Annotated in this window: 16 protein-coding genes; 6 read left to right on the top strand and 10 right to left on the bottom strand. The window is 55.6% G+C overall.

The features are described 5' to 3' along the window. Positions 1–17: 17 nt before the first annotated feature. Positions 18–527 carry a hypothetical protein gene (locus L2097_RS14300; RefSeq protein WP_250353075.1) on the bottom strand — a complete coding sequence of 170 codons (510 nt, stop codon included), beginning with the start codon at positions 525–527 and terminating at the stop codon, positions 18–20. Between the two features lie 554 nt (positions 528–1,081). Here L2097_RS14300 and L2097_RS14295 point away from each other — a divergent pair. The 3 genes from L2097_RS14295 (at position 1,082) to L2097_RS14285 (ending at position 7,388) form a co-directional block, all read left to right on the top strand. Then, entirely contained in the window at positions 1,082–2,125 is a 1,044-nt protein-coding gene (locus tag L2097_RS14295) for a sialidase family protein (RefSeq protein WP_250353074.1), read from the top strand. 113 nt (positions 2,126–2,238) lie between these two features. Then, the gene (locus L2097_RS14290; RefSeq protein ID WP_502799300.1) at positions 2,239–3,594 is read left to right on the top strand and encodes an MFS transporter; all 1,356 of its coding nucleotides are present in this window, start codon (positions 2,239–2,241) and stop codon (positions 3,592–3,594) included. Between the two features lie 77 nt (positions 3,595–3,671). Further along, on the top strand, positions 3,672–7,388 hold the full coding sequence (locus L2097_RS14285; protein ID WP_250353073.1) for a tetratricopeptide repeat protein: 3,717 nt from the start codon (positions 3,672–3,674) through the stop codon (positions 7,386–7,388). 6 nt (positions 7,389–7,394) lie between these two features. Here the strand turns inward: L2097_RS14285 and L2097_RS14280 are convergent, their stop codons facing one another. The 7 genes from L2097_RS14280 to L2097_RS14250 all read right to left on the bottom strand — a co-directional run bounded on the left by L2097_RS14280 (position 7,395) and on the right by L2097_RS14250 (position 16,790). Next, positions 7,395–10,232 (bottom strand): DUF4062 domain-containing protein, encoded by a 2,838-nt coding sequence (locus L2097_RS14280; RefSeq protein ID WP_250353072.1) that lies wholly within the window; start codon positions 10,230–10,232, stop codon positions 7,395–7,397. A 28-nt stretch (positions 10,233–10,260) separates the two neighbouring features. Then, on the bottom strand, positions 10,261–11,952 hold the full coding sequence (locus tag L2097_RS14275; RefSeq protein ID WP_250353071.1) for a hypothetical protein: 1,692 nt from the start codon (positions 11,950–11,952) through the stop codon (positions 10,261–10,263). A gap of 269 nt (positions 11,953–12,221) precedes the next feature. Next, a complete protein-coding gene (locus L2097_RS14270) occupies positions 12,222–12,917 on the bottom strand; it encodes an ABC transporter ATP-binding protein (protein ID WP_047371673.1) in 696 nt (231 codons plus the stop codon). Continuing rightward, on the bottom strand, positions 12,910–13,692 hold the full coding sequence (locus L2097_RS14265; protein WP_047371672.1) for an ABC transporter ATP-binding protein: 783 nt from the start codon (positions 13,690–13,692) through the stop codon (positions 12,910–12,912). The genes L2097_RS14270 and L2097_RS14265 overlap by 8 nt, the downstream gene beginning before the upstream one ends. Beyond that, on the bottom strand, positions 13,679–14,728 hold the full coding sequence (locus L2097_RS14260; RefSeq protein WP_085006173.1) for a branched-chain amino acid ABC transporter permease: 1,050 nt from the start codon (positions 14,726–14,728) through the stop codon (positions 13,679–13,681). The genes L2097_RS14265 and L2097_RS14260 overlap by 14 nt, the downstream gene beginning before the upstream one ends. Beyond that, entirely contained in the window at positions 14,728–15,627 is a 900-nt protein-coding gene (locus L2097_RS14255; protein WP_047371670.1) for a branched-chain amino acid ABC transporter permease, read from the bottom strand. The genes L2097_RS14260 and L2097_RS14255 overlap by 1 nt, the downstream gene beginning before the upstream one ends. A gap of 26 nt (positions 15,628–15,653) precedes the next feature. After that, the gene (locus L2097_RS14250; protein WP_047371669.1) at positions 15,654–16,790 is read right to left on the bottom strand and encodes an ABC transporter substrate-binding protein; all 1,137 of its coding nucleotides are present in this window, start codon (positions 16,788–16,790) and stop codon (positions 15,654–15,656) included. Between the two features lie 651 nt (positions 16,791–17,441). Here L2097_RS14250 and dgcN point away from each other — a divergent pair. The 3 genes from dgcN to L2097_RS14235 are packed head-to-tail and all read left to right on the top strand — an operon-like array spanning position 17,442 to position 20,295. Continuing rightward, positions 17,442–18,443, top strand: a complete 1,002-nt coding sequence (gene dgcN / locus L2097_RS14245; RefSeq protein ID WP_103280340.1) for an N-acetyltransferase DgcN — start codon at positions 17,442–17,444, stop codon at positions 18,441–18,443. After that, positions 18,443–19,420, top strand: a complete 978-nt coding sequence (gene dgcA / locus L2097_RS14240; RefSeq protein WP_250353070.1) for an N-acetyl-D-Glu racemase DgcA — start codon at positions 18,443–18,445, stop codon at positions 19,418–19,420. The genes dgcN and dgcA overlap by 1 nt, the downstream gene beginning before the upstream one ends. A 26-nt stretch (positions 19,421–19,446) precedes the next feature. Beyond that, complete coding sequence (locus tag L2097_RS14235; RefSeq protein WP_142516470.1) at positions 19,447–20,295, top strand: D-amino-acid transaminase; 849 nt, start codon at positions 19,447–19,449, stop codon at positions 20,293–20,295. Between the two features lie 385 nt (positions 20,296–20,680). On the opposite strand, the gene L2097_RS14230 is transcribed toward L2097_RS14235, so the two are convergent. Both L2097_RS14230 and L2097_RS14225 read right to left on the bottom strand, forming a co-directional pair. Further along, positions 20,681–21,514 (bottom strand): glycosyltransferase family 8 protein, encoded by an 834-nt coding sequence (locus tag L2097_RS14230; protein WP_047371665.1) that lies wholly within the window; start codon positions 21,512–21,514, stop codon positions 20,681–20,683. Then, on the bottom strand, positions 21,511–22,893 hold the full coding sequence (locus tag L2097_RS14225; protein ID WP_047371664.1) for a D-arabinono-1,4-lactone oxidase: 1,383 nt from the start codon (positions 22,891–22,893) through the stop codon (positions 21,511–21,513). The genes L2097_RS14230 and L2097_RS14225 overlap by 4 nt, the downstream gene beginning before the upstream one ends. Positions 22,894–23,088: the final 195 nt, after the last annotated feature.

Here is a 23,088-nt window from a genome sequence, read left to right as displayed (position 1 = left end):
GATGCACAGCAGGGACATCAGGGCTGTGTGGTCGCGTCTGTCACCACCATACCCAGCGCGTTAGACCGCTTTACCACCCGCACAGTGCGATCAGAATAGAGATTGCCGGAGGGCCCGCAGATGCGGATTTCTTTATCAAGTTCGCGGTCATAGACGTCGGCCCCTGGACAGCTTCGTGAGCCGCCAGCGCTGTAGCTATAAGGGGCGATGTAGGACGATTCCACACCGGGTAGCAGCCAGATGAGTGTGGTGAAGAGCGCGGAAAACACAGACACCATTGCCAGAGCCATACCGCACCAGGCTTTGAGATATTCCTTGCGTGTACGGATATTCGCGGCAAAACGTTTTCGTAGGGCAAAACAGGCGAGTACTGTCGCTGCAAGCGAGGTCATCACCATATATCGACAGGTCGTATGGGACATGAACGTAGGGCGATAAACCATGTTGCGCCAGACAAAAAAGCCAAAAATCGCCGCCACAGCGGCAGTGGCGAGAGTAAACAAAAACGGGTAAGAATACTTTTTCATTGGCGGCGCTCCCTGCGTGGCTGTCTTTGTACTTGATGATTGTCAGAATCGGCTCAACACGGCATTTTATTCTGCGGGCGATTTTTCCTCACACCAACGCCTCCTGACGCGCTTTGCTTTGCATCCGCTAATATTTCGCCGGGAAATGCGGTGTGTATTATAGCGTCATTTGCGCGAGGGAATTATAGGGGAAATGCAGAATAAGCGGCGGCAACCGACAGCAAAAATAACCGCCGTTGTAATGCTGGCGCTTACGCTTAAGAATTATTATTGGTAAATGCACCCATCATTTCCTGAAAATGTGCTTGTTCATCTCACCCGTCAAAACGGATAAATAGTCGGTTATTTAAGTTAACAGCACTACCTCTGCTGTAATAACATACCCGCCGCGCTGTCACCGAATCCGGACCCTCGTTTCGATATTTCATCACTTACGTTAAATTGATGAACATGGTCGTCTGGTCGATTGCCCGCGAATAATGTCGTCGCGAGGTTATAGCTAACGCCGTTCGGTATGGCAAAAAAGAAACAGAGTCCGATACCCTGGGAGTGTTATGTCTTTAGCGCTTATCTCACAGCAACGTCTGATACCAGAATACGGCGTTGATTTTCGCCAGTGTCACGCATCGACGCTGGTGGTCTTACCCGAAGGCGACCTGCTCGTGGCCTGGTTTGCCGGGCAAAAAGAGGGTAGCGGCGATACGGCTATCTGGCTGGCGCGCCGGGAAAAGGGGCGCTGGCACTCCCCGCAGCGCACCGTTGCTTGTGATGGACTCGCACACTGGAATCCCGTTTTATTCAACGCGCCTGACGGACTGTGGCTGTTTTATAAAGTCGGCTCCGGTGTACACGTCTGGAAAACCCGCTATGTGAAATCGACCGATGGCGGGGTGAGCTGGAGTGAACCCGCTGAACTGGTTAACGGCGATGCGCTGCCGCGCGGACCGGTCAAAAATAAAATTCTGTTAGCGGCTGACGGGACCTGGATTGCGGCAGGTTCCATTGAAGATGATCGGCACTGGGACGCCTTCGTTGATCGTTCTGACGATAACGGCAAAAGCTGGCATTTTTCGCCGGTTCCACTTGAGCATTATGATAGCGCCAGCGCCCGGCACAGCCATTTATGGCAGGGGTTAAAAGACGAAGCCTTATGGGAAAATGACCTGAGCCGCGTTTTACGCTGGGACGGCGTTATCCAGCCTTCATTATGGGAATCTTCTCCGGGCCATATTCATATGCTAATGCGCAGCACGCGCGGTTGGCTGTACCGCAGTGATTCTGTTGATAACGGGAAAACCTGGTGTGCGGCCTATGCCACCGCGTTGCCCAATAATAACAGCGGTATTGATCTGGTGATGGCAGACGGGAATAAACTGGTACTGGTCTGCAATCCTGTTAGCGGTAACTGGGGGCAGCGCTTCCCGCTCTCCCTGTCTGTATCCGGGGATAATGGCGAAAGCTGGTCGTCTTCACTGGATTTGGAAAGTGAAGAGGGGGAGTTCTCCTATCCGGCGATCGTGAGTGAAGGTAACACGTTGCACCTGACCTACACCTGGAATCGTCAGAACATTATTTACTGTGAGCTCCAGCTTGCCTGATAGTGCGTGAGGTCAGGCGGTAACGTATTACCTGTAACAATGGCATATTGCCCACAGTAAGGCGGCGACAGACGGTGGCAATACGTTTTGACGAAGAAAATAAGGTTAGCGTCATGTCAATTTCTCTTGAAATGCCCGCAGCGCCAAAGCTGGATTTAGATAAAGCGAACATTCGCCGGGTGGTTATCTCAAGCTGGGTGGGGAACACCATCGAATATTACGATTTTTTGCTTTATGGTCTGGCAAGCGCGCTGGTGTTCGGCAAAATCTTCTTTCCCAATATTAGCCCGCTTGCCGCACTGCTGGCTTCTTTTGCAACCTTTGGCGTTGGTTTTATTGCCCGGCCTCTGGGCGGCATTTTCTTTGGCCACATGGGCGATACCCTGGGACGTAAAATCACGTTGCTTATTACCCTGGGGGGAATGGGGGCCGCCACCTTTCTGATTGGTTGTCTGCCATCGTACGAGACTATCGGCATCTGGGCGCCCATTCTGTTGGTTTTGTTGCGCTTTGTGCAGGGATTCCTGGTCGGCGGCGAATGGGGCGGCGCCATGCTGATGGTGGTGGAAAGCGCACCCGCTAACCGTCGCGGCGTATTGGGTTCAATTCCACAGACCGGTGGTTTCTCCGGCCAGTTACTGGCAACGGGGATCTTTGCGCTGGTGATGTTGCTGCCGGAAGATCACCTGCTTTCCTGGGGCTGGCGTGTTCCGTTTATGCTGAGTGTCGTTCTGGTGCTGGTCGGGCTGTATATGCGCCGCCGTCTGGATGAAACGCCCGTTTTCCAGCATGTGCAACGTAAGCAAGAACTGGAAAAGAAAAACAAGCCGGTGCAAAAACAGGAAAGCCCGGTTATACACGTTGTCCGCCAGGCGTGGCGCAGCATTTTGCTGATTATGATGTTGCGTTTTGCGGAAAGTGTTCCGTTCTTTATGTGTACGGTGTTTGCTGTCTCTTATGCGACGGGAACGCTGGGCGTGGATAAACAAACCATGCTCAGCGTCGTAATGGCAACCTGCATGCTGGCTTTCCCGATGCATGTGATTTTCGGCGCTATTTCTGACAAGGTTGGCCGCCGTCCGGTCTATATTTTCGGCGCGTTATCTGCAGCGGCCATGGCGTTTCCGTTCTTTTGGTTACTGGAAAGCGGCTCTTTCGCGCTGATGGTTACGGGGTATGTGCTGCTGATTAACATCGCCCATAATGCGATAAACGCCGTGCAGCCCTCTTTTTTTACGGAACTGTTCGGGCCAAAAGTGCGTTACAGCGGGGCTTCCATTGGCGCGCAATTGGGCGCCATTGTGGCGGGCGGCTTTACGCCGTTTATCGCCAGGGGACTCACGGCGCTGGATAACAACAACTGGACGTTGGTTGCCTGTTATGTGGTCATAGCGGCGCTGGTGGCCGCCTGGGCCGCCTGGCGTGCGCCAGAAACGTCAACGCGTGATTTAACCAAAGATACGCTGTAAAACCTGAACGCCGGAGCGCCAGTCGCTCCGGTTTTGTATGCATTACCGCAACCGACCAACCACATGGAACATCGCTAATGCCAACGTCAGCCAGTCAGCCTCGCCAGATTCGCCTGTTTTTGTCTTCCACCTTTCGGGATATGGAAAACGAGCGTCATGAATTACTGACCCGCGTTTTCCCCCTGTTTCGGCAACAGTGCCTGGAACGTCAGGTGGTATTTAGCGAGATTGACCTGCGCTGGGGGATTACCGAAGAAGATGCGCATAACGGACAGACGGTGCAAATCTGCCTCGAAGAGATTGCCCGCTGCCGCGCGCTGGGCATTTCGCCGTTCTTTATTGGTTTTATCGGTGAACGTTACGGTTGGGTACCACAGCGCCACGAACTGGAAAATTACTGGTGCCAGGTCGCGCAGTCTGAAAACCCCTATGCCAGACGTATCGAAGCGGCGCTGGCAGAAGGTATCAGCGTTACCGAACTGGAGATGCGCTTTGGGTTTATGGACGATGGAGAAGGTGTCAGCAGGCAGCGGGTCCAGCTCTATTTTCGCCACCCGGATTTAACGGCCTCTCTTGCCGGGAAAGAAACGGCCACCTTCTATGAAAGTACAGCAGACGCCCGCGACAAACTTGCGGCACTGAAAAGCGCAATCAGAGAGACGCGCGCGGAGTGTATCGGTGTCGATGGTTACCAGGCGATCAGCGAGTTTGGTCAGCAGATCCTCGATTTTTTATCTGCCGAACTGGATGCCCACTTCCCTCGCGATGATGTGCCGGATGAGCGGCAGCTCAGATTACATGCGCAACAATGTTATGCGCTTTCCCGGCGTGAGAATTATGTCCCGTTGGTCGCCTTTAAACATCAGGTTGAGACGTGGGTGCAGGAGACGCTGAGTGCTTTGCCTCCGGACGAGGAACAGGCGCGCGATCCCCGGAACCGTCTGGCGCTGATTGGCGATTCCGGGCGGGGGAAAAGTGCGTTTATGGCCGATCTGATGACCTCAGAGGCCTTCAGCAAGGCGTGGGTGATAGCCCATTTTGTTGGCGCGGACGGCGATAACACGCCGGAAAGCTGGCGTGAGCGGGTACTACAGGCGCTCACACCTTATCTACCCGCTACACTTGATGTTCCCACCGAAGACGACGCGCGCTGGGCGGCGTTCGCGGAACGGGTGAGCACCGCCCAGGTACAGATGGGCAAGCCCCTCATTCTGCTGCTGGATGCCATTAACCAGTTTTCGCCTCAGGACGCGGGGATGCGTCGCCTCAACAACCTGCGCTTCTTACCGGGCACATTGCTGGTGGTGACCTCAACAGAACCGCTACCGGAAGCATGGTCGACGCTGCCCTTCCCGGAATTGACCGAAGATCATCGCCGCGAAGCCATTACTCTGTTTTTGCGTCAGTACAGCAAGAAGTTGCCGGAGACATTAATCGGGCAACTGGTTACCGCCCCCGCCTGCGGTAACGCGCTCTTTTTGCGTCTGGTGATGGAAGAGTTACGCCTGCATGCGGATCATGACTCACTGGCGGAACGGGTGAGCGCATTACTCACTTATGACGATGCGGGGCAACTGTTCCTCGCACTGTTAAATGAAACCGACCGGGATTTTCGCAGTGAAGGCTACTCCCTGGCCAGCCATGCAACGACGCTGATTGCCGCTTCCCGCGCCGGGGTCTCGCACAGTGATTTGGCCGTTCTGCTGGCGCCGCATCTGCACCAGTCAGCCCTGAAAATGGCCGACCAGACCTTGCTGCGTTTACTGGCGCGTATCGCACCGTTTTGCCTGAACGAAGACGGCAGGTTGCGTATCACACATACCATCTTCACCCAAACGCTGACCGCGCTGTCGCCGTTGATGTCCCCGTCCCGGCGGGCGCTGGTGGCCCGGTTTAATCAACGGGATGCGTTTTCGGTGGCCGAACGCACATACCAGTGGATGGCGCTGGAAAATTATGAGCAACTGGTGGAGACCCTCGGGCATGTCGACGCCTTTTGCGCATTACAGCAAAGCTATCCGGAGCTGGCCTCGCAGGCGATGCTGGTCCTTGGCGCAGGACGAAGTTCCCTTTCGCTGTTATTACATGCGCTGGTGGAAAACTGGAGTGCCTGGCGCGCTGAGGTGGCGTTTATGCCGGCAATGAACGCGGTAAGCGCCTGGTTTCTGCAACGTGGGTTCTGGCTGGTGGGCGCGCGCTGGAGTGAACTGGCTGTCGTCATGGTACGTAAAGCCACGCCCGTTAATCTGATCAACACCATGGGGACGGTTAATAGCCTGGCGCTTTTTTATCGTCTGCTTGGACAGTATGACAAAGCGGAACCGCTGCTTCAGGATGCGCTGGCATTGATGCGCAAAATGTTGCCAGCAGGACATCCGGATATCGGCGTCGTACTCAATAACCTGGCCGGCATTTACGGTGCACTGGGCCAGCCGGCGAAAGCAGAGCCGCTGTTGCGGGAAGCGCTGCAAATGGTGAGCAACGAAAACAGTATCGATTTTGCCAACCTCGCCCAGAGCCTGGGGGAGTGCTATCAACATCTGGAAGAATATGAACAGGCGGAGTCCTTACTGCATAAATCGCTGGCGGTAAGAACGCGTCTGCAGGCTCGCGACAATCCCGATTTGATTGGTTTAACGCGCAGCCTTGGCGGCCTTTATATGGAGCTTGGGCGTTACGACGAAGCCGAACCTGTTTTGCTTGACGTCCTGGCCTTGCGCCAGAGGGTTCTGCCGCCGGAACATCCCGATATCGCCACAAGCCTCAACGATTTGGGAGAGCTCTATTATCGTCAGGGCGAGGCCGGGAAAGCCGAACCGTTGTTTACGCAGATGATGGACATCCGGCGTAAATCGTTATCGCCGGGCCATCCTGACTTCATTGCAGGGCTGTTCTATATGGCGGAGTTATATCATTCCATGGGACGTCTTGAGGACGCTGCCGCTCAACTGCGGGAAGCCGTCTCTTTGCTTGCGCATCTCCCTGATAGCCAGGCAGAACTGTTGTTCGCCCGGCAATCGCTGGCAAACCTCTATATGGAGGGTGATTGCCATGAAAAGGCGATCCCGCTGTATGAAGCGATGTTGACTACCCAGTCTGAACTGAGTCGGCCTGATAGCCCGGTGATGTTACGGCTAATTGATGACCTGGGCATGTTGTATCTGGGGCAAGATCGTCTGGATGAGGCGGCAGCCTCCTGGGAGAAATGGCTCTCTTTACAGGACGGCAAGCTCTCGCTGGACAATGCCGACAGGCTCAAGGTTATGCGTAATCTGGCGTGCACGTACAAAGCGTTGCAGAAATATCAGGAAGCGAAAGCGTTGCTGCTGCACATTATGTCGGTTCGCGTAGAGCATGACCATGACGACGTTGAGCTTAAGGTACAGTCCGTGGCAGAGGCAGCAGAAATGCACTATTTTCTGGCTGAGTATCCGGTTGCGGAAACCTTGTACCGCACGCTCTTTACCCTGGTGGAGCCACAGTGGTCTGATGGATCTGCGGAAAAAAATGAGCTGTTTCAATGGCTGGTGGCAAGAGGCGTGCTGGACAACACCGGGCGTAAGAAACAAGGGGGGCAAACGCCGGTCAGTATGGCGTCACCGTCCTGGCAGACATCCATTAAGGTCGATGTCTCCGCATGGCCCGTCGCGCCCCAATCCGGGACGCCAGCGCAGCCGGTATCTCGTACACAGGAATCGGCGGCAGAACCGCTGGCGCCTGTGGGCGCGCAGAATGAGGCAAAGCGTAGCGTGGGAGAAAAGCTACGCAGTGCCTGGAATAAGCTTGTTCACTAAGTGGGGTTACTCCGCCTGGCCGTGCTCGCAGGCCAGGCGGTAAAACAGATTGCGACTTTCCTCAAGCTTACGTATTTCGCTCGCGTCGCTGCGGTAGATCGTTTGTACTGCTGCAATGGCGCGGTCATAGAGTTCGACGGCGCGGGCAAAATCTTTTTCCATCAGCCAGACGGTGGCGAGCTCCTGATACATCGATGACAGCATGATTTGCCGCTGCGGCGTCGGCGGCATCTGTTCGATGAGGGCAACCGCTTCCTGCAGATGCTGTTCCGTTTCGGCGCTGTTGCCGCTTTGAGCCTTAATCTGTGCGATTTGCATGATAACGTTGGCCAGAACGGCAGGATCCCGCGGGGGCTGCAGGGCTGCTACTTTTGCCTTTTGATAAAGCTCCAGCGCCTGTTCACGCTTGCCCGCCGCATTGAGTTGTTGCGCCATGTTAGACATGGTTACTGCCAGCATTTTCATTCCGTCCTCGCCCGGATTAAACAGATTTTCCAGTACCTGCTCCATGGCCTCTTTTGCCAGGGCGGGGTTAGCGGTTTTTTGCGCCAGAACGGAGAGCGTATTGTAAAAATGCGCTTTGAGGCCGGGGGGTGTAGTGTCATCATCCACGCAAGGTTTAATCATCCCGGCCCACTGCGTTGCCGCCTTTTCCGCCCGACTCTGTCGTAACCAGGTGAAGATGGCGAGTGCCGCGGGCAGGTGGCTTTGCATCGCCATCGGGTCCGGGGCGCGCCACTCAAACGCCTGTTCAAACCGGGGGGCAAGGCGACGCCCATCGTAGATGCCGCTCAATTGCCAGACCGTGCGTAACAGTGCTGGATCAATCTCGTGCAAACGGATCACCGCCATGACCTCAGAGAGTTCGCGTATGACCGGATCGATCTCGCCGAGCGACAGCCACTGCCAGGTTCGTTCTGCCAGCGCAAAATCGCTGCTGTCCTGGAACTCTCTGAGAATACCTTCCCGGCAGCTTTCCATTTCATCATTGCTCTGTAGTGCCTGATAGAGCGTGTTATGTAATAACCGCAGACGACCATTGCTGTTCTGACAATACGGAGCAAGTCGCGCGAGCAGCGGCACTAACTCGCCATCCGGGACTTTCAGCGAAGGGTAAACCGCCAGAATGCGGGACAGTTCGCTATGGGTCAGCCCGCGACGAGAGGCCGCAATGGCGCAGGCGGCCCGGGTCGCCAGTTTTGGCAAACTGAAATCGCGGTCTGACGCCTGTAACACCGAGGTAAACAAGGCGCCAGGTTCTGTACAGGCCAATAGCGCGGCGAGTCTTTCCGGCAACGCTTCGTGGCGGCCATGCAGGCAGAGTTCTTCTAACACCAGATGCATAAACAGCGGATTGTCGCAGGCGGGCGCGGCCATAAGCTGTCCGGTCAGATCCCCGGATAAAGACTTACTGACCTGGCTCAGGCTTGCCTGACAAAGCAACCCGCGCTCTTCTTGCGTCAGCGCCGGGAGCGGGTGGCATTTCCATGCGATCTTTTGCTGCTCAAGGAATGACTGCACCTCTGGCGTGGCGGTTAATACCAGCAGCACGCGTGACGGCCACTCAAGTTGCTGCAGGCGATGAATCGCAAGCTCAGGCTTATCAAACTGGTTGATGGCATCCAGAATCAGGACCAGTGTCGCCTTTTCGTTCTGGCGGAAGCGTTGCAGCCTGTCCATCACCTGCTGCCAGGCGTGATGCTCCTCGGAGGCGGGTTCTGTGCCGTCTCCCGCTTCGGCAAAAAACCAGAACAGCCGGTTACGCCAGTTGTCCAGCGTCGTGTCGCCATCCGCGCCAATATAGTGGCTGAACACGCGATAGTTATCGTCCTGGCTCAGTAGTTCGCTCATTTCAAGCGGCACATAATCGTCGTCCCACGGCATCGGTGCCTGGCGGTTTTTCTCCCGCAGCGTGCTTTCTAAGTCGGCTAAAAAGGCGCTTTTGCCCATCCCCGAAGGGGCGGTTATCAGCCAGGGCGCCGGGGAGATAGCCATCCAGCCCTGGTTGAGTTCGCTGATTATCTGCTGGCGAAACGCCGTGAGCGGCACATAGGCGCGGCGACGAGCGGCGGCAAACTGCGCATGTTCGTGGGTGCGCTGCTGCCAGCGATCGGGCATCTGTTGCGCTGGATAAAGCGTATCGATGGCATTGAGCAGGTAAGCCCTTACCGCCTCGCCGAATTGCTCCACGCTGTCATAGCCGTCGATAGCGATCGTCTGCGCAAAATGCTGACGCAGCCGCTGTTTCAGCAAAGCCAGTTGTGCTGTGCGCGTACTGTCCGGCGTGCCATCAGCCAGGCGATCAAACCAGACATCCTGCGGTGTGTCAGCGTTGGCCATAGCGGCGGTGACGGCTGGATCGCGCAAAAACATCTGTACGCGCGGCGTGCTGGCGGAAGAGAGGGGGACGACATCCGGCGGTGGCGCCAGAAACGCAAAGCGAATTTCCAGCTCCGTGACGCTGATATTTTCTTTCAGTGCATCGCGAATCAGCCCGGCGTAGCGCTGGTCCGGAGATTGCTGCCAGTAGGCGGCAAGATCGTCAGCCTGGGGCACCCAGCCATAACGCTCGCCAAGGAAACCGATAAAGAAGGGGGGAATGCCAAGCGACCTGCAGCGTTCAATCTCCTCAAGACAGATTTGCACCGTGCGGCCATTATGAGCCGCCTCTTCGGTTATTCCCCAGCGGAGATCGATTTCGCTGAAATTGATCATCCGCTGATAGCAGATCTGGCGGATCTCCGGGAAGACGCGGGTCACCAGGTAGTGGCGTTCGGCGTCCATATCCCGAAACGTGGAGGAGAGAAATACGCGGATTTCGCGCTGCAACGTCGCCTGGGTCATAGTGCTGTTCCTTCACGAAAGCGGGGGGTTAGCCGCCAATAATTTCCACATCACGTCCGGTAGTACGCGCCACCCAACGTGCATTTTCCTGTAAGGTTTCAATACCGAGCGCATACAACGTTTCCTGCAAGTCTTCGGTATCCGGCGTCGGCGAATGGGATTCCATTTTCGCCAGCGCCGTAGAGAACAGCACCGCAGAACGTTCGTAGTCCGCAATGTCCTCTTCATAGCCAAGAAATTTCGCGTAAGCGGCGCAAAGTGCGGCGCAGGCGATCAAAAATTCCGCCAGGTGCTCGCCCGCCATATTCCAGAAATGGAGCGTATGCGCCAGGTGCTCATCGGTAAGCCCCCACAGGCTGGAGGCCAGCACCCCAGACGTGATGGCGATACCGCAGATAAACAGTCCGAAGGCCATGCGTTTTGCCAGGCGATGCTTGCGCTCTTTTTTATGCACGTTTTTTTCGAAGTAATTTTTCTGATCGCGCACCCAGCTCTCTTTCACTCCGTCAATCGCGGTTTTCAGCGTACTGGCGTCGCTTTGTGGGTAAATACTCGCAGCCAGCATGGCCCGGCGTACCCAGGCGATATTGTCATGGCTGCGGCGCAGGTAGTGCAGCGAAACGGCGCGCGCGATCCCGGCCTGACGCCAGACATTCTGTACACGTAGCCCCTCCGACAGCGCACGTAGCTCGGTGGCATTACGGTTGGCGCGTGAACTGTGGACGCGGCTGAGCGCGACGGACAGCAGAACCAGCAGAAGCAGAGACAGGCTGAGTGAGGTAATAACCCAGTGCTCACCATCGCCCGGCACACGGTTACCCACCAGAGCCATGACGGCGGCCAGTCCAAAGATAAGGTTGTACACCTTGCGCATATCTTTCATCTCTTTATTTGCCAGCCTGTCGATATGGGCAAAGGCGGCATGACAGAGATGCGATGTACCGAGGCTGGCGTTCGCGTCATCTTCTTTAGCGACACGCGCATTAAGCTTATCGAGCCGCTCAAGGCTGCGGTACCAGGACTCTTCGCCGTGGATCGATGGCGTCTCCGGCTGACCTTTGACCGGCAGCGGCGGATACCAGGATACCGAAGGGGAGGTGGCGCCGTCAGCGTAGGTTCCCGCTTTGCGGCGCACGTGGATGTGGCACACCAGGCCCGTGTCCGGTACATCCAGCAGGTTAGATTGCCCCAGATAGCGCTTGATGCCGGGCAATTTGGCATTCAACGCGGCCAGGTCATTATCCTGAATGCGTCCTTCGCGGCGGAAGTTAACCACCTGCGCGGTGCCCCCTAAGCCCCTGGCTTTTTCGCCATCCCACAGCGCGAAAAGGATGTGACAACGTTGTGCCAGATACATGCCGGCTTTGGCATATTGCAGGTCGCGGTAGAGGGAGCCCTGCGGGTTTTGGTCCAGGGAAATCATGGGTTCAGAGCCGGGGATGACTGTGTCGATACAGTAGATACCGCCGGTTTTGTGGGCGTAATCGTAGAGCTCGCGAAATTCCGCCACCGTGGCGGCGAAGTCACGCTCGTACTCGTCTTTGGCAAAAGGCAGCACGACGTGCAGCGGTAATCTTTTTTCCATGATCACGCGGGCAAACAGGCGGTCAGCCCCTTCGGCCAGCGAAGAGAGGGCCATGACCGGTGAATGGGGGTAGCGTGCCTGAATCGCGCTGATTTCACTCTCCAGCAGGGTGAGAAGTTGCTCTGTATCCTGCACATCGCGGTGCCCCGTGACGCCTAAGGTTACGGGTAAAGTTGAAAATTGAACGGGCATAGTATCGACAACAAGATGGGTGAATTTGCGTCAATATACGTTCTATTTCCCGGAGGGAAAACTACCAATATTTCGACTCATCATGCGGAAAACAGAAGGTTTTTTGCGCCGAAGGGCCGCAGCCATCGCCGCTGAAAAGAGATGCCATGCTAACCAACGCCACCCACGATGCAACCCGGACACGGCATGGCGCCGTCATCCGGGAACCTGGTTTATCCCCCCAGATACATCTTCTTCACTTCCGGGTTGGCGAGCACATCCTTTGCCTCGCCGGAGAGCACTATCTTGCCGTTTTCCAGCACATAGGCCCGGTCGGCAATCCGCAGCGCCGCCGTGGCGTTTTGCTCAACCAACAAGATGGTGATGTTCTCCTCACGCAACTGGCGGATGGTGGCAAATAACTCGCCCACCACTTTTGGCGCAAGACCCAGACTCGGCTCGTCGAGCATCAATAACACCGGCTCGCTCATCAACGCGCGGGCGATGGCGAGCATCTGCTGTTCACCGCCGCTCATTGTTCCCGCCATCTGTTTACGCCGCTCTTTCAGCCGCGGAAAGAGGCTGTACATCCTGTCACGCAGATGGGGGAAATTCGCCAGATTGTTATAGGCTCCCATCCGCAGGTTCTCTTCGATGGTCAGGTTGGTGAAAATTTTTCGCCCTTCCGGAACCAGCGCCAGCCCTTTGCGTACGATGTGGTGCGTCTGACTGCGGGAGATATCCTCATTCAGAAAATTGACCGTTCCGGTGGAGCGCACCAGGTTGACGATACCATTCAGTGTCGAGGTTTTCCCCGCGCCGTTGCTGCCAATCAACGTCACAATTTCCCGGTCGTTGATCTCGATATCTACGCCTTTCAGCCCCTGAATCACGCCATAAAACACTTTTAGCTCACGGGCGCTAAGCATAATCTACGTCCCCCAGGTAGGCGGAGATCACCTCCGGATGTTGAATCGCGTCGGACATCAGTCCGCTAAATAACGGTTTGCCATATTCCAGTACCATGACGCGTTCACACAGGGCGTTCACGAACGGCATATCATGCTCAATTAACAACACGCTTAGCTGATAATCCTTACGCATGCGGAAAATCAGGCTGGCCAGATCCTCCGTCTCTTTGGGGTTCATCCCTGCGGCGGGCTCATCCAGCAAGAGCAGTTTTGGCCCCGTCGCCAGCGCGCGGGCAATCTCTACTTTGCGCTGGTTGCCATAGCTCAGATTGGTGGCCTGCATATTGGCGTACTCGGCGATGCCGATATAATCCAGTAGCGCCATCGCCTTCGCCCGTGCGGCACGTTCGGCAGGGAAATAGCGACCAATATGCAGCGCCGCCTCCAGCAGAGAATAGTGGCTGCTGTGATCCAGCCCGACCATTACGTTTTCCAGTACGGTCATTGAGTTAAACAGGCGGATGTTCTGAAACGTACGGGCAATCCCCGCGTTCACCACCTTGTTCGGCTTCAACCCTTTGATTGATTTGCCATCCAGCAGCACGTTGCCATTGGTTGGTTTGTAGTTGGCGGTGATAACGTTAAACAGGGTGGTTTTCCCGGCGCCGTTTGGACCAATCAGCCCGAAGATTTCGGCTTCATCAACGTGAAAACTGACGTTATCAATCGCGCGCAGGCCGCCGAACTGCATGACGACTTCCTGCACCTCAAGGATGGCTTTATTTGACGTCATGGCGGCGCCTCCCGAAGCGGACTTGCCACACTTCTTTCTTGCCCAGCAGACCTTCGCGGGCGAATAACATTATGATCAGCAACAGCAGTGAGAACACCACCATACGCAGCCCCGGATAAGAGCCCAGATCGTGGCCGAATAATGTCAGCGGCTGGTCAAGGAAACGCAGCCATTCGCCGCTTCCCACGACCACGATAGTCCCGAGCAGGGCGCCCGTGGTACTACCCAGACCGCCCAGCACGATAATGATCAGCAACTGAAAGGTGAGCATAAAGTCGAACAATCCCGGCGCGATGGTGGTCAGCAGCGAGGCCAGCAACCCGCCACCGATGCCTTCGAAAAAGGCGCTGGTGGCAAACGCACAGGTTTTGATGCGAAAGGTGTTCACCCCCATGGCGATGGCGGCGTCTTCATCATCGCGAATCGCCTTCATCATGCGGCCATACTTTGACCAGACCAGTTGCAGGATCATCCCCGATGCCGCCAGGGCGAACAGCCCGCACCAGAACAGCAGATGGGGCTGCTGTGGAATATCATTTAGCCCAATTGCGCCGTTGGTGATTTGCGGATTATTGATAGCGAGGATCTTGATAATAAAACCAAAACCCAGGGTCACAATCGCCAGATAGTCGCCGCGTACGCGGAACACGGGGAACGCGAGGCAGACCGCCAGGAAAGCGGCGCACACCCCGCTTATCAACAGCGCCGGTAAGAAACTGGTATGCAACATCAGGATAAACGGGCTTGGCGCGGCCATCTCGAACATCTCGACTTTGCTGTCGCCAGAGAGAATAAACAGCGCGGTGACATAGGCGCCCACGGCAACAAAACCGTTGGGTTCCAGTGACAGTTGGCCCGTCACGCCGTTAATCAGGTTGTAGCTCACCGCCAGGATCATAAAGACAAATACGGTGCTGATAACCCGAATAATGTAATCGTTGAAAACCAGATTCATTCCGGCCAGTAGCGCGATGGCGAGCACAATAATGACCAGGTTTCGCCCCTGAGCGCCGAGAGTGGTTGAAGCGTTAAACATTAGAAGCGGCTCCTTTCCAGACGTTCGTCACCCATAATGCCCACCGGGCGGAACAACAAGACCAGAATCAAAAACATAAAGGCGAAGGCGTCTTTGTAACCCCCCAGTTCGGGGTACAGCGCGACAGCGACCACTTCGGTAAAGCCGAGAATGAACCCGCCCAGCACCGCGCCGGTGACGCTGCCAATACCACCGAGCACGGCGGCGGCAAACGCTTTCAGGCCAATCAGCACGCCCATCAAGGGATCGATAGTCGGGTAGCTGATGGAGTAAAAGACACCGCCCAGTGCGGCGAGGCTGCTGCCAAGGGCGAACACCAGCGAGATAATGCGGTTCGCATCGATGCCCATCAGGCGCACGGTATTGACGTCAAATGCCACCGCGCGGATCGCCATCCCATAACGGGTACGGTAGAGCAGCCAGAGGATCGCCAGTAGCAGGAGCACGGTGATCAGCGGCACGACCCACGCCACGTTAGTGATGATGATGTGACCAAAGGTCAGGGTGTTGTTGAACCAGTCCGGAGCAGAAAAGAAACGCGAGCTGCCGCCGAAGAGGACGTTAAACAAGTTTTCCAGGAAGAAGCTGACGCCAATGGCGGTGATCAACATGGAGATTTTTGATGCCTGACGCAGTGGACGATAGGCCACCCGGTCGATAAACATCCCCAACAAGCCGCAAAATCCGAGCGTCAGTAAAATGGCTACCCCGAAGGGCAGCCCAATAGAAGAAAAAAGAAACAGGGTTGCAAACGCACCGACCATCATGACATCCGCATGCGCGAAGTTAATCAGGCGCAGAACCCCATACACCATGGTATAGCCAATGGCGATCAGGGCGTACATGCCGCCCAGACTCATGCCATTGACGACCTGCTGGAGAAATATGGTGCCATCCATCTAGTTTAATAACCTCTTATTACTGCTTACGGATTCACCACAGTTTTGAATGCCAGCTGACCATCTTTCACTTCGTTAATCACGGCGCTGCGAATGGCGTCGCCGTCTTTCAGGGTTAACGTACCGGTTACGCCCTGGAAGTCTTTGGTCGCGCGGATTTTCTCGTTAACGCAGACGCGATCGTGTGGATCGCTACACTGATTCATCGCATTGACGATCACGTTGTAGGCATCAGCCGCCATTGCGCCCCAGGTATGGGTGGGCGATTTGAATTTATCTTCCCAGCCTTTAATAAAGGTTTCGCCTGCCGGGGTCTGCTCTTTGGCGTTCGGTGAGTAGTAGTCGGTGGTCATGTAGCCGTTCACCGCATCTTTACCCACATCAAAGAACACCGGATCCGCTGCCAGACCATCGCCGCCGACGACCGGTTTGTTTAAGCCCAACTGTTTTGCCTGCACGGCAATCAGCGCGCCTTCGGTGTAGTAAATCGGCATGTAGATCATGTCGACGTTTTTGGCTTTCACGCTGGAGAGTTGCGCTTTAAAGTCTTTGCTGCCCGCAGGCGCCTGGACTTCGATAGGAATGGTGCCGCCGTTTTTCAGGAACTGGGCGCGGAAGGCTTTGGCCAGGCCAACAGAGTAGTCGTTGCTGCTGTCAAAGACGATGGCTGCCGTTTTCGCATTCAGATCGCGTGAGGCCAGATTGGCGCCTACCACGCCCTGGAAACTGTCGGAGAAACAGACGCGGCTGACATAAGGGTGGTTACGGGTGACGCGGTCGTTGGTTGCGGTAGAGGAGACCAGCGGCGTTTTGCTGTCATCCGCAATTTTGACCATCGCCAGGGTGTTACCGGAGGTGACTTCACCGATCACCGCGTCCACTTTGTCGCTGGAGACCAGGCGCTGCATGGCGTTTGCGGCTTCGACTTTGTCACTTTTATCGTCAATCACGATAAGCTTGACGGTGTCGCCGTTTTTCAGCGTTGGGGTGATGCTCTGAATCAGTTCCAGGCCTTTCTGTGAAGGCTGACCATATCCGCTGAGCGGTCCGCTCAGGGGCAGCACCACACCGATTTTAATCTCTGCCGCCAGTGCGCTGTGCGCGCCAGCCAGGCCGGAAATCAGTACTGCCATTAAAGAGACTTTCCCACAAAAACTCTTCATTGTTACCTCACCGTCCGTCAGTTAATTGTGAATGTTGAATCATCAAACACCGCGTAACACTGGATACTGATGCGCCTGGCACCACGCGGCCGCGTCGTCTGGAATGCGCTGCATGTCGTACTGACTTCTTCCGTAAACGCGAGCCTGATATTTCCATCAGAAACGAAAGTCGGAAGAAAGAAATATTAATTAATGGCCAGGCCTTTTGATTTTCCAGAGATATTTCTGGCGGCAATTTCCATCAATAACGGATTCACCTTACATCCATTAATTGGATTTTTCTCATCCATTCTTCTTATAGATTTATCGTGTGTAATAGCACTGTTTTGGATCGCTAAAATAGTGCATTGCGCCTTATTGGTGCATGAATAGTGATGAGATCACATTGTGATAAATATTTTTATTGTCTGAGTTCAGGAAGGGGGTGGATTTAAAGATTAATATTTTCACAAGGGTTTTCTGGGTTTCCTTTATCAGAATAAAACACTGCCTAATCGCAATGAACATGGTAAATAAAGCCTGTGATAGCGACAGTTGACAATAATAAAACCCTTGTTATTCTGCATAAACAGTCAGCCTTTATTTAATATTTTTCAGAAATGTTATTTCTGCGTTAATTTATTTTTAGCCTTATCCTGAGGGGGATAAATAATGAATATCCAAAAGCCCTATCTGCTTTTTCTTGGTGATGCGCATGACCAACTGGCAGCAAAAGTTGCCGATGGGATTAAACAGTGGCACCCGGAATATTGCGTGGGTCAGTACCGTATGGCGAATTGCCATGCCGATTGTCAATTAACGGATATGGATATTGATGCTGCGGTTAAAGCGGGCGCAAAAACACTGGTGGTGGGTGTTGCTAACCGTGGCGGTATTATTTCAAAAGAGTGGATTTCAGTACTGAGTGCAGCGCTGGAAAAGGGAATGGATTTAGCGGCTGGCCTGCATAATAAACTGGCCGATGTCCCCGAGTTGAAAGCGCTGGCCGACCGTTTGGGCCGCAATCTGTTTGATGTTCGCCATCCGACGCAGCAATACCCGGTTGCCAGCGGGCGCAAACGTAGTGGTAAACGCGTGCTGCCAGTGGGAACTGACTGCTCGTGCGGCAAAATGTATACCGCGCTGGCCATTGAAAAAGAGATTCTGGCGCGCGGCGGCAAAGCCACCTTTCGCGCCACCGGGCAAACCGGCATCCTGATTAGCGGTGCGGGTGTCAGCGTTGACGCAGTGGTTTCCGACTTTGTCTCTGGCGCAGTGGAAACGCTCGCCCCGGCGAACGAGGCCGATCACTGGGATGTTATTGAAGGACAGGGATCGCTGTTTCATCCCTCTTTCGCGGGCGTGACGACTGGCCTGATTCACGGCGCGCAGCCGGATGCGCTGGTGCTGTGCCATGAGCCGACCCGTACCCATATGCGTGGCGTGGACTATCCGATTCCTGACATCGCCGACTGTATGGCGCTGAACCTGAAGATGGCGCAACTGACCAACCCGGACGCCCGTTTCGTGGGGATCTCTTTGAATACCTCCGCCCTGAGCGATGCTGATGCCCTGGCGCTGATGGCCGAACTGGAAGTACGTCACGGCCTGCCGGTGGTGGATCCGTTCCGCCAGGGCGTGGGCGCGATTGTTGATAAGCTGGCGGCACTGTAATGGAGCTTGCCATCGCCCATGAACGCTGGCCATTACGCCATGCGTTCACTATCGCCAGAGGGAGTCGCACTGTAGCCGATGTGGTGAGCGTCACCCTCCAGTTGCAGGGATTTACCGGACGTGGCGAATGCCTGCCCTATGCGCGTTATGGCGAATCGGTTGCGAGCGTTATCGCGCAAATCGAGCGCCTGCGCCCCGCGTTGGCGGCTGGCATGACGCGTATGCAGTTGCAAAGCGCACTGCCTGCGGGGGCGGCGCGTAATGCGCTGGATTGCGCGTTCTGGGATCTGGAATGTAAGTCGTCCGGGCAGAGCATCTGGCAGCAGGCCGCATTGCCCGCGCCACACAGTTTACATACCGCGTACACGCTGTCCCTTGATACGCCAGCGCGTATGCAGCAGATGGCGCAGGAAAACGCCTGGCGTCCGCTACTTAAACTCAAGCTTGCCGATGACGAGGACATTGCCCGTGTGAGCGCCGTGCGGGAAGGTGCGCCGCAGGCCAGACTGATTGTGGATGCTAACGAAGGCTGGGATGAGGCGATCTATCTGCGCCAGGCTCCCGAGCTGGCACGTCTTGGCGTCACGCTTATTGAACAGCCGCTCCCGGCAGGCAAAGACGCCGTGTTGGCTCAGTTGCCGCACCCGGTGCCGCTGTGTGCCGATGAATCCTGCCATGATCTTGACTCGCTTGGCGCTATCGCCGGGTGCTACGAGATGGTGAATATTAAGCTGGATAAAACCGGCGGATTAACCGAGGCGCTGCGCGTGCGGGAAGAGGCCACGCGGCTTGGCTTGCAGATCATGGTGGGTTGTATGGTCAGCACATCGTTATCGATGGCGCCCGCCGTGGTGGTGGCGCAGCAGGCGAGTGTGGTCGATCTCGACGGGCCACTGTTGCTGGCCGAAGATCGTGAATATGGGTTGCGTTACGACGGCAGCGAACTTTTTCCTCCGACCCCGGCGTTATGGGGTTAGTGGCGTAATGATGTAAGGAGATGGACATGTCACGCACGGTTTACCTCAACGGGGAGTATGTGCCGGAAGAAGAGGCCAAAATTTCCGTTTTTGATCGTGGTTTTTTATTTGCCGACGCGGTGTATGAAGTCACAGCAGTGGTGAACGGCAAGCTGGTGGACTTCGCTGGCCATTTTGCGCGGCTCGCGCGATCCTGCCGTGAACTGGGCTTACCTCTGACGCTGGCGGAAGACGATCTGCGCGAGATCCACCAGCGCCTGATCGTGGAGAACAGGCTTACGGAAGGGGGGATCTATTTGCAACTGACGCGCGGTAACAGTGGCGATCGTGATTTTCACTTTCCGTCGTCGCAGACCCCCACCACACTGGTGTTGTTTACCCAGTCGCGTGCGGTTGTCGACCATCCTGCTGCCAGTAAGGGTATTCGCGTGGTGACCTGCCCGGATATTCGCTGGCAACGGCGGGATATTAAAACCGTGCAGTTGCTGGCGCCGTGTCTGGCAAAAGCCTGGGCCGAGGCCAACGGCGCGGATGATGCGTTTCTGGTGGAAGATGGCTTTATTACCGAAGGCAGCTCCTGCAACTGTTACATCGTGACGGCGGATAAAACTATCGTCACCCGACCGCTGAGCAATAACATTTTGCACGGTATTACCCGCAAGGCATTGTTCCGTCTGGGCGAAGAGCACGGCATTACGTTTGAAGAGCGGTTATTTACGCCAGAAGAAGCGCGCCGGGCGAGCGAAGTGTTTATCAGTTCAGCCACCACCTTTGTCTGGCCGGTGGTAAGCGTAGACGGTCAGCAAATCGGCGACGGCAAGCCGGGAGAGATTACGAAGTTGTTGCGCCGAATTTACCTTGAGATGGTGGGGTAACGCTTTCTCCCATACCCTGAGAGAAGGCGAAAACCATAGCGACATCTTTGTAACCCGTTGGCGTAGCGCGTGCAGCGAGGGGGTTGAGTCCCCGCTGAAATCGGTGAGACGAAGACCCGATGACAAGGTCAGGCCGCCAGGGATGGCGGACTGAGGTTTGTCGAGACAGGACGTCGAGTCAAACCGACCGAAGGCAGCGGGGCGGGAGGCGAACGCAGTGCGAAGCACCGATTTCTTTGCGGGGCCGCGGGGATTGTAAAGGGGAACGCGGTGTTCCCCTTTACCCGTTCACGTGTTCGGAGGGGCCATTTCGCCATGAACATACGGTGAACGGAACCCACTTACTGAGCCGCATATTCCCATCACCCCACACAGATCTTACCCCTCAGCGAGGGTAATACTCCCACCACAGGCGATGCAATGCGTACCACTTATCGCCTGGCTCGGGAACCTTCTCCCACGGCTTATCAATAATGTAATGCACATTTTTTACCCGGCTGAAATCCCACATTTTCGGGTGCTGCAAACCCAGCGTCTTTAGCGCGTTATACCCATAATGCAGCGGCACCCAACGATCGCGGAAAACGTCGTTGAGAAAATCCTGCTCGGCAAACACATAATCGGAGATATCCGCCATGGCGGCCAGTTGCGTCACCATCCTGTCGTACACATCCTTATCAGGCGTCAACAACAGAAACCCGCCGTTAAGATAGTTATCCAGCGTGGCCGGCGGGTGTGCTGTCATCTGCGGGTCTTCACACCAGGTGTAATAGCAGTTTTCAGGCTGCCAGCTTTCCGGGTAGCTGGCGATACGGTTGGGATTACACCGACAGGCGTGGCAGGCGGCAATAAAACCTGTCGGAAGCGGTAACTCAAACAATTCATCCATGTTCTGCACCACCAGCATATCGGCGTCGAGAAATGCCACGCGCTGATATTCCTCAAGCGTCCATACCGCCAGTTTGCTCCACACCTCAGCAAAACGGGCATTGGCGTAGCGGTGCGCCAGCGCGGGATCGGGACCAAGAATCGGCACCTCCCGAATCACGCATCCGGCGTCGCTCAACGACCTGCGTGTTCCGGCGTCAATGGCAGGCGTCACCATCACCACCAGCGGCCACGGTGAACCACTTTTTTGCAGCGAGTGGCGCAGTGCCTCCACGCCCGGTACGTAGCCGGGCTGGGTGAGCAGCGTCACCCAGGCGAACGCGGCGCTCATGACAGCAGCTCCGCCATAAAATCATTGAGGAATTTCCCCTCAGGATCGAGCGTCCGGCGCACCTCCCTGAAAGCGGGTAACTGCGGGTAGAGCGTCGGCCAGTCGTACAAACTGGCGTCGAAATATTTCCCCCAGTGCGGCTTCCCGCCCTCGCTTGCCAGAAGTGTTTCGACCCCGCGCAAAAAGGAGAGCCCCTCTTCGGACAGTGAGCCATCCTCGGCGTAATAGACCACAAAACCGAAAAAACAGGTGGGTTGCTGCCAGGATGGACTCAGCCAGGCATCTGATGGCCCGGTACAGCGCAAAATGATCGGGTAATGCATATGGGGCTGTTCGCGGGCGTGCCACTCCCGGATCCGCGTAATCAGGGCGGGGGCGCGGTCCATCGGTACGCCGATCTCGATATTGATCTGCGGCGTGGCGATCCCACGACAGAACACCTGATAGATATCGCCAATCACGTCGGAGAAATCTTTAAAGCGCGTCACAGTCCGAAACGGCTTGCCGTTCTCATCCACGATACGGGTGTCGTTGCGCATATGATGCAGGGTATTTTCCACTGCGGAATTCATCTGATCGCTGGTCTCTTCCAGCGTCAGCAGATCACCATGGTTATCCCGCCAGGCCTGACGCTCATGGTCATGCGCTTCCCGGGCATTCCATGCGTGGACTTTGTTTTCCTCCACAAACCACCAGGCTTTACTGAATGTCCATTGCTGATTCCAGGCAATCAAATCCTGTTCTAGCGTATCGGCGCTGTGCGCGCTTTTAAAACAGGTAAATTGGGTGTAAGGGCGGGTGCGGAGTGTGACGGCGCTGATAGCGCCCAGCGTTCCCAGCCCCAGTTGCGCCGCGGCAAACCAGGGATGCTGATTATCCAGCGTATGAATCTGGCCCGCCGCATCAATCAGCCGGATAGCAAGCGCTTCATCCGCCAGCGAACTTTGCTGCATACCCTGGCCATGCGTGCCGGTCGAGATCGCGCCGGCGAGCGTCTGGGAAGCAATCACTCCCGGCGACGCGTTGAGCATACGGTTCATGGAGGTCAGGATTTCATACACCTCATGCAGCGGGGTACCACCGGCAAAGGTGACGCTGTCGTCACTCACCGCCAGCAGACCCCGCAGACGGGAGAGATCGATCAGGCTATCCTGCGGCTGAGTTATCGCGAGCATTCTGCCCGGAGACATACGACTGCCCATGATGCGTACCCGTCCCTGACAACGGGCGATAGCCTGTTGCAACTGCGCTTCATTTTCTGGCGTGATAACCGCGCTTTCCTGTGCCAGCGTGGCGTTTTGTGCCCAGTTCAAAACAGCGTGCTCATCTGCAACGGGATGCGTCTGGCGGCGTGGGAAAAGCGGTTGCCGGGTGGTCATTGGCGTCTCCTTAGAATGAAATTTATCCTACCTAACAGCATAGCCTGTTGTGTAAAAGTGTGAGGAATGTCTCGCTTGCTCTGGTAAAGGAGCGGTACTACGGGCAGGCGAAAAGCACAGAGAAGGGGGTGTTTCGAGGATTAAGGATTATTTTTCATTATTAATATTAATAACCCTTATTTTTCGCTTAATAAG

Source organism: Citrobacter sp. MNAZ 1397, assembly GCF_023613995.1.
GTDB classification, from domain to species: Bacteria; Pseudomonadota; Gammaproteobacteria; order Enterobacterales; family Enterobacteriaceae; genus Phytobacter; species Phytobacter ursingii.
Note: the sequence above shows the minus strand (reverse complement) of the source record. Positions and strands in the feature narration are given on the sequence as shown.

Bases quoted from the DNA above. Each gene is read 5' to 3' on its own strand.
- L2097_RS14255 (WP_047371670.1), bottom strand. From the start codon at position 15,627: ATGGATGGCACCATATTTCTCCAGCAGGTCGTCAATGGCATGAGTCTG.
- L2097_RS14260 (WP_085006173.1), bottom strand. From the start codon at position 14,728: ATGTTTAACGCTTCAACCACTCTCGGCGCTCAGGGGCGAAACCTGGTC.
- L2097_RS14280 (WP_250353072.1), bottom strand. From the start codon at position 10,232: ATGACCCAGGCGACGTTGCAGCGCGAAATCCGCGTATTTCTCTCCTCC.
- L2097_RS14295 (WP_250353074.1), top strand. From the start codon at position 1,082: ATGTCTTTAGCGCTTATCTCACAGCAACGTCTGATACCAGAATACGGC.
- L2097_RS14230 (WP_047371665.1), bottom strand. From the start codon at position 21,514: ATGAGCGCCGCGTTCGCCTGGGTGACGCTGCTCACCCAGCCCGGCTAC.
- L2097_RS14290 (WP_502799300.1), top strand. From the start codon at position 2,239: ATGTCAATTTCTCTTGAAATGCCCGCAGCGCCAAAGCTGGATTTAGAT.
- L2097_RS14265 (WP_047371672.1), bottom strand. From the start codon at position 13,692: ATGACGTCAAATAAAGCCATCCTTGAGGTGCAGGAAGTCGTCATGCAG.
- L2097_RS14250 (WP_047371669.1), bottom strand. From the start codon at position 16,790: ATGAAGAGTTTTTGTGGGAAAGTCTCTTTAATGGCAGTACTGATTTCC.
- L2097_RS14225 (WP_047371664.1), bottom strand. From the start codon at position 22,893: ATGACCACCCGGCAACCGCTTTTCCCACGCCGCCAGACGCATCCCGTT.
- L2097_RS14270 (WP_047371673.1), bottom strand. From the start codon at position 12,917: ATGCTTAGCGCCCGTGAGCTAAAAGTGTTTTATGGCGTGATTCAGGGG.
- L2097_RS14285 (WP_250353073.1), top strand. From the start codon at position 3,672: ATGCCAACGTCAGCCAGTCAGCCTCGCCAGATTCGCCTGTTTTTGTCT.
- L2097_RS14235 (WP_142516470.1), top strand. From the start codon at position 19,447: ATGTCACGCACGGTTTACCTCAACGGGGAGTATGTGCCGGAAGAAGAG.
- dgcN (WP_103280340.1), top strand. From the start codon at position 17,442: ATGAATATCCAAAAGCCCTATCTGCTTTTTCTTGGTGATGCGCATGAC.
- dgcA (WP_250353070.1), top strand. From the start codon at position 18,443: ATGGAGCTTGCCATCGCCCATGAACGCTGGCCATTACGCCATGCGTTC.
- L2097_RS14300 (WP_250353075.1), bottom strand. From the start codon at position 527: ATGAAAAAGTATTCTTACCCGTTTTTGTTTACTCTCGCCACTGCCGCT.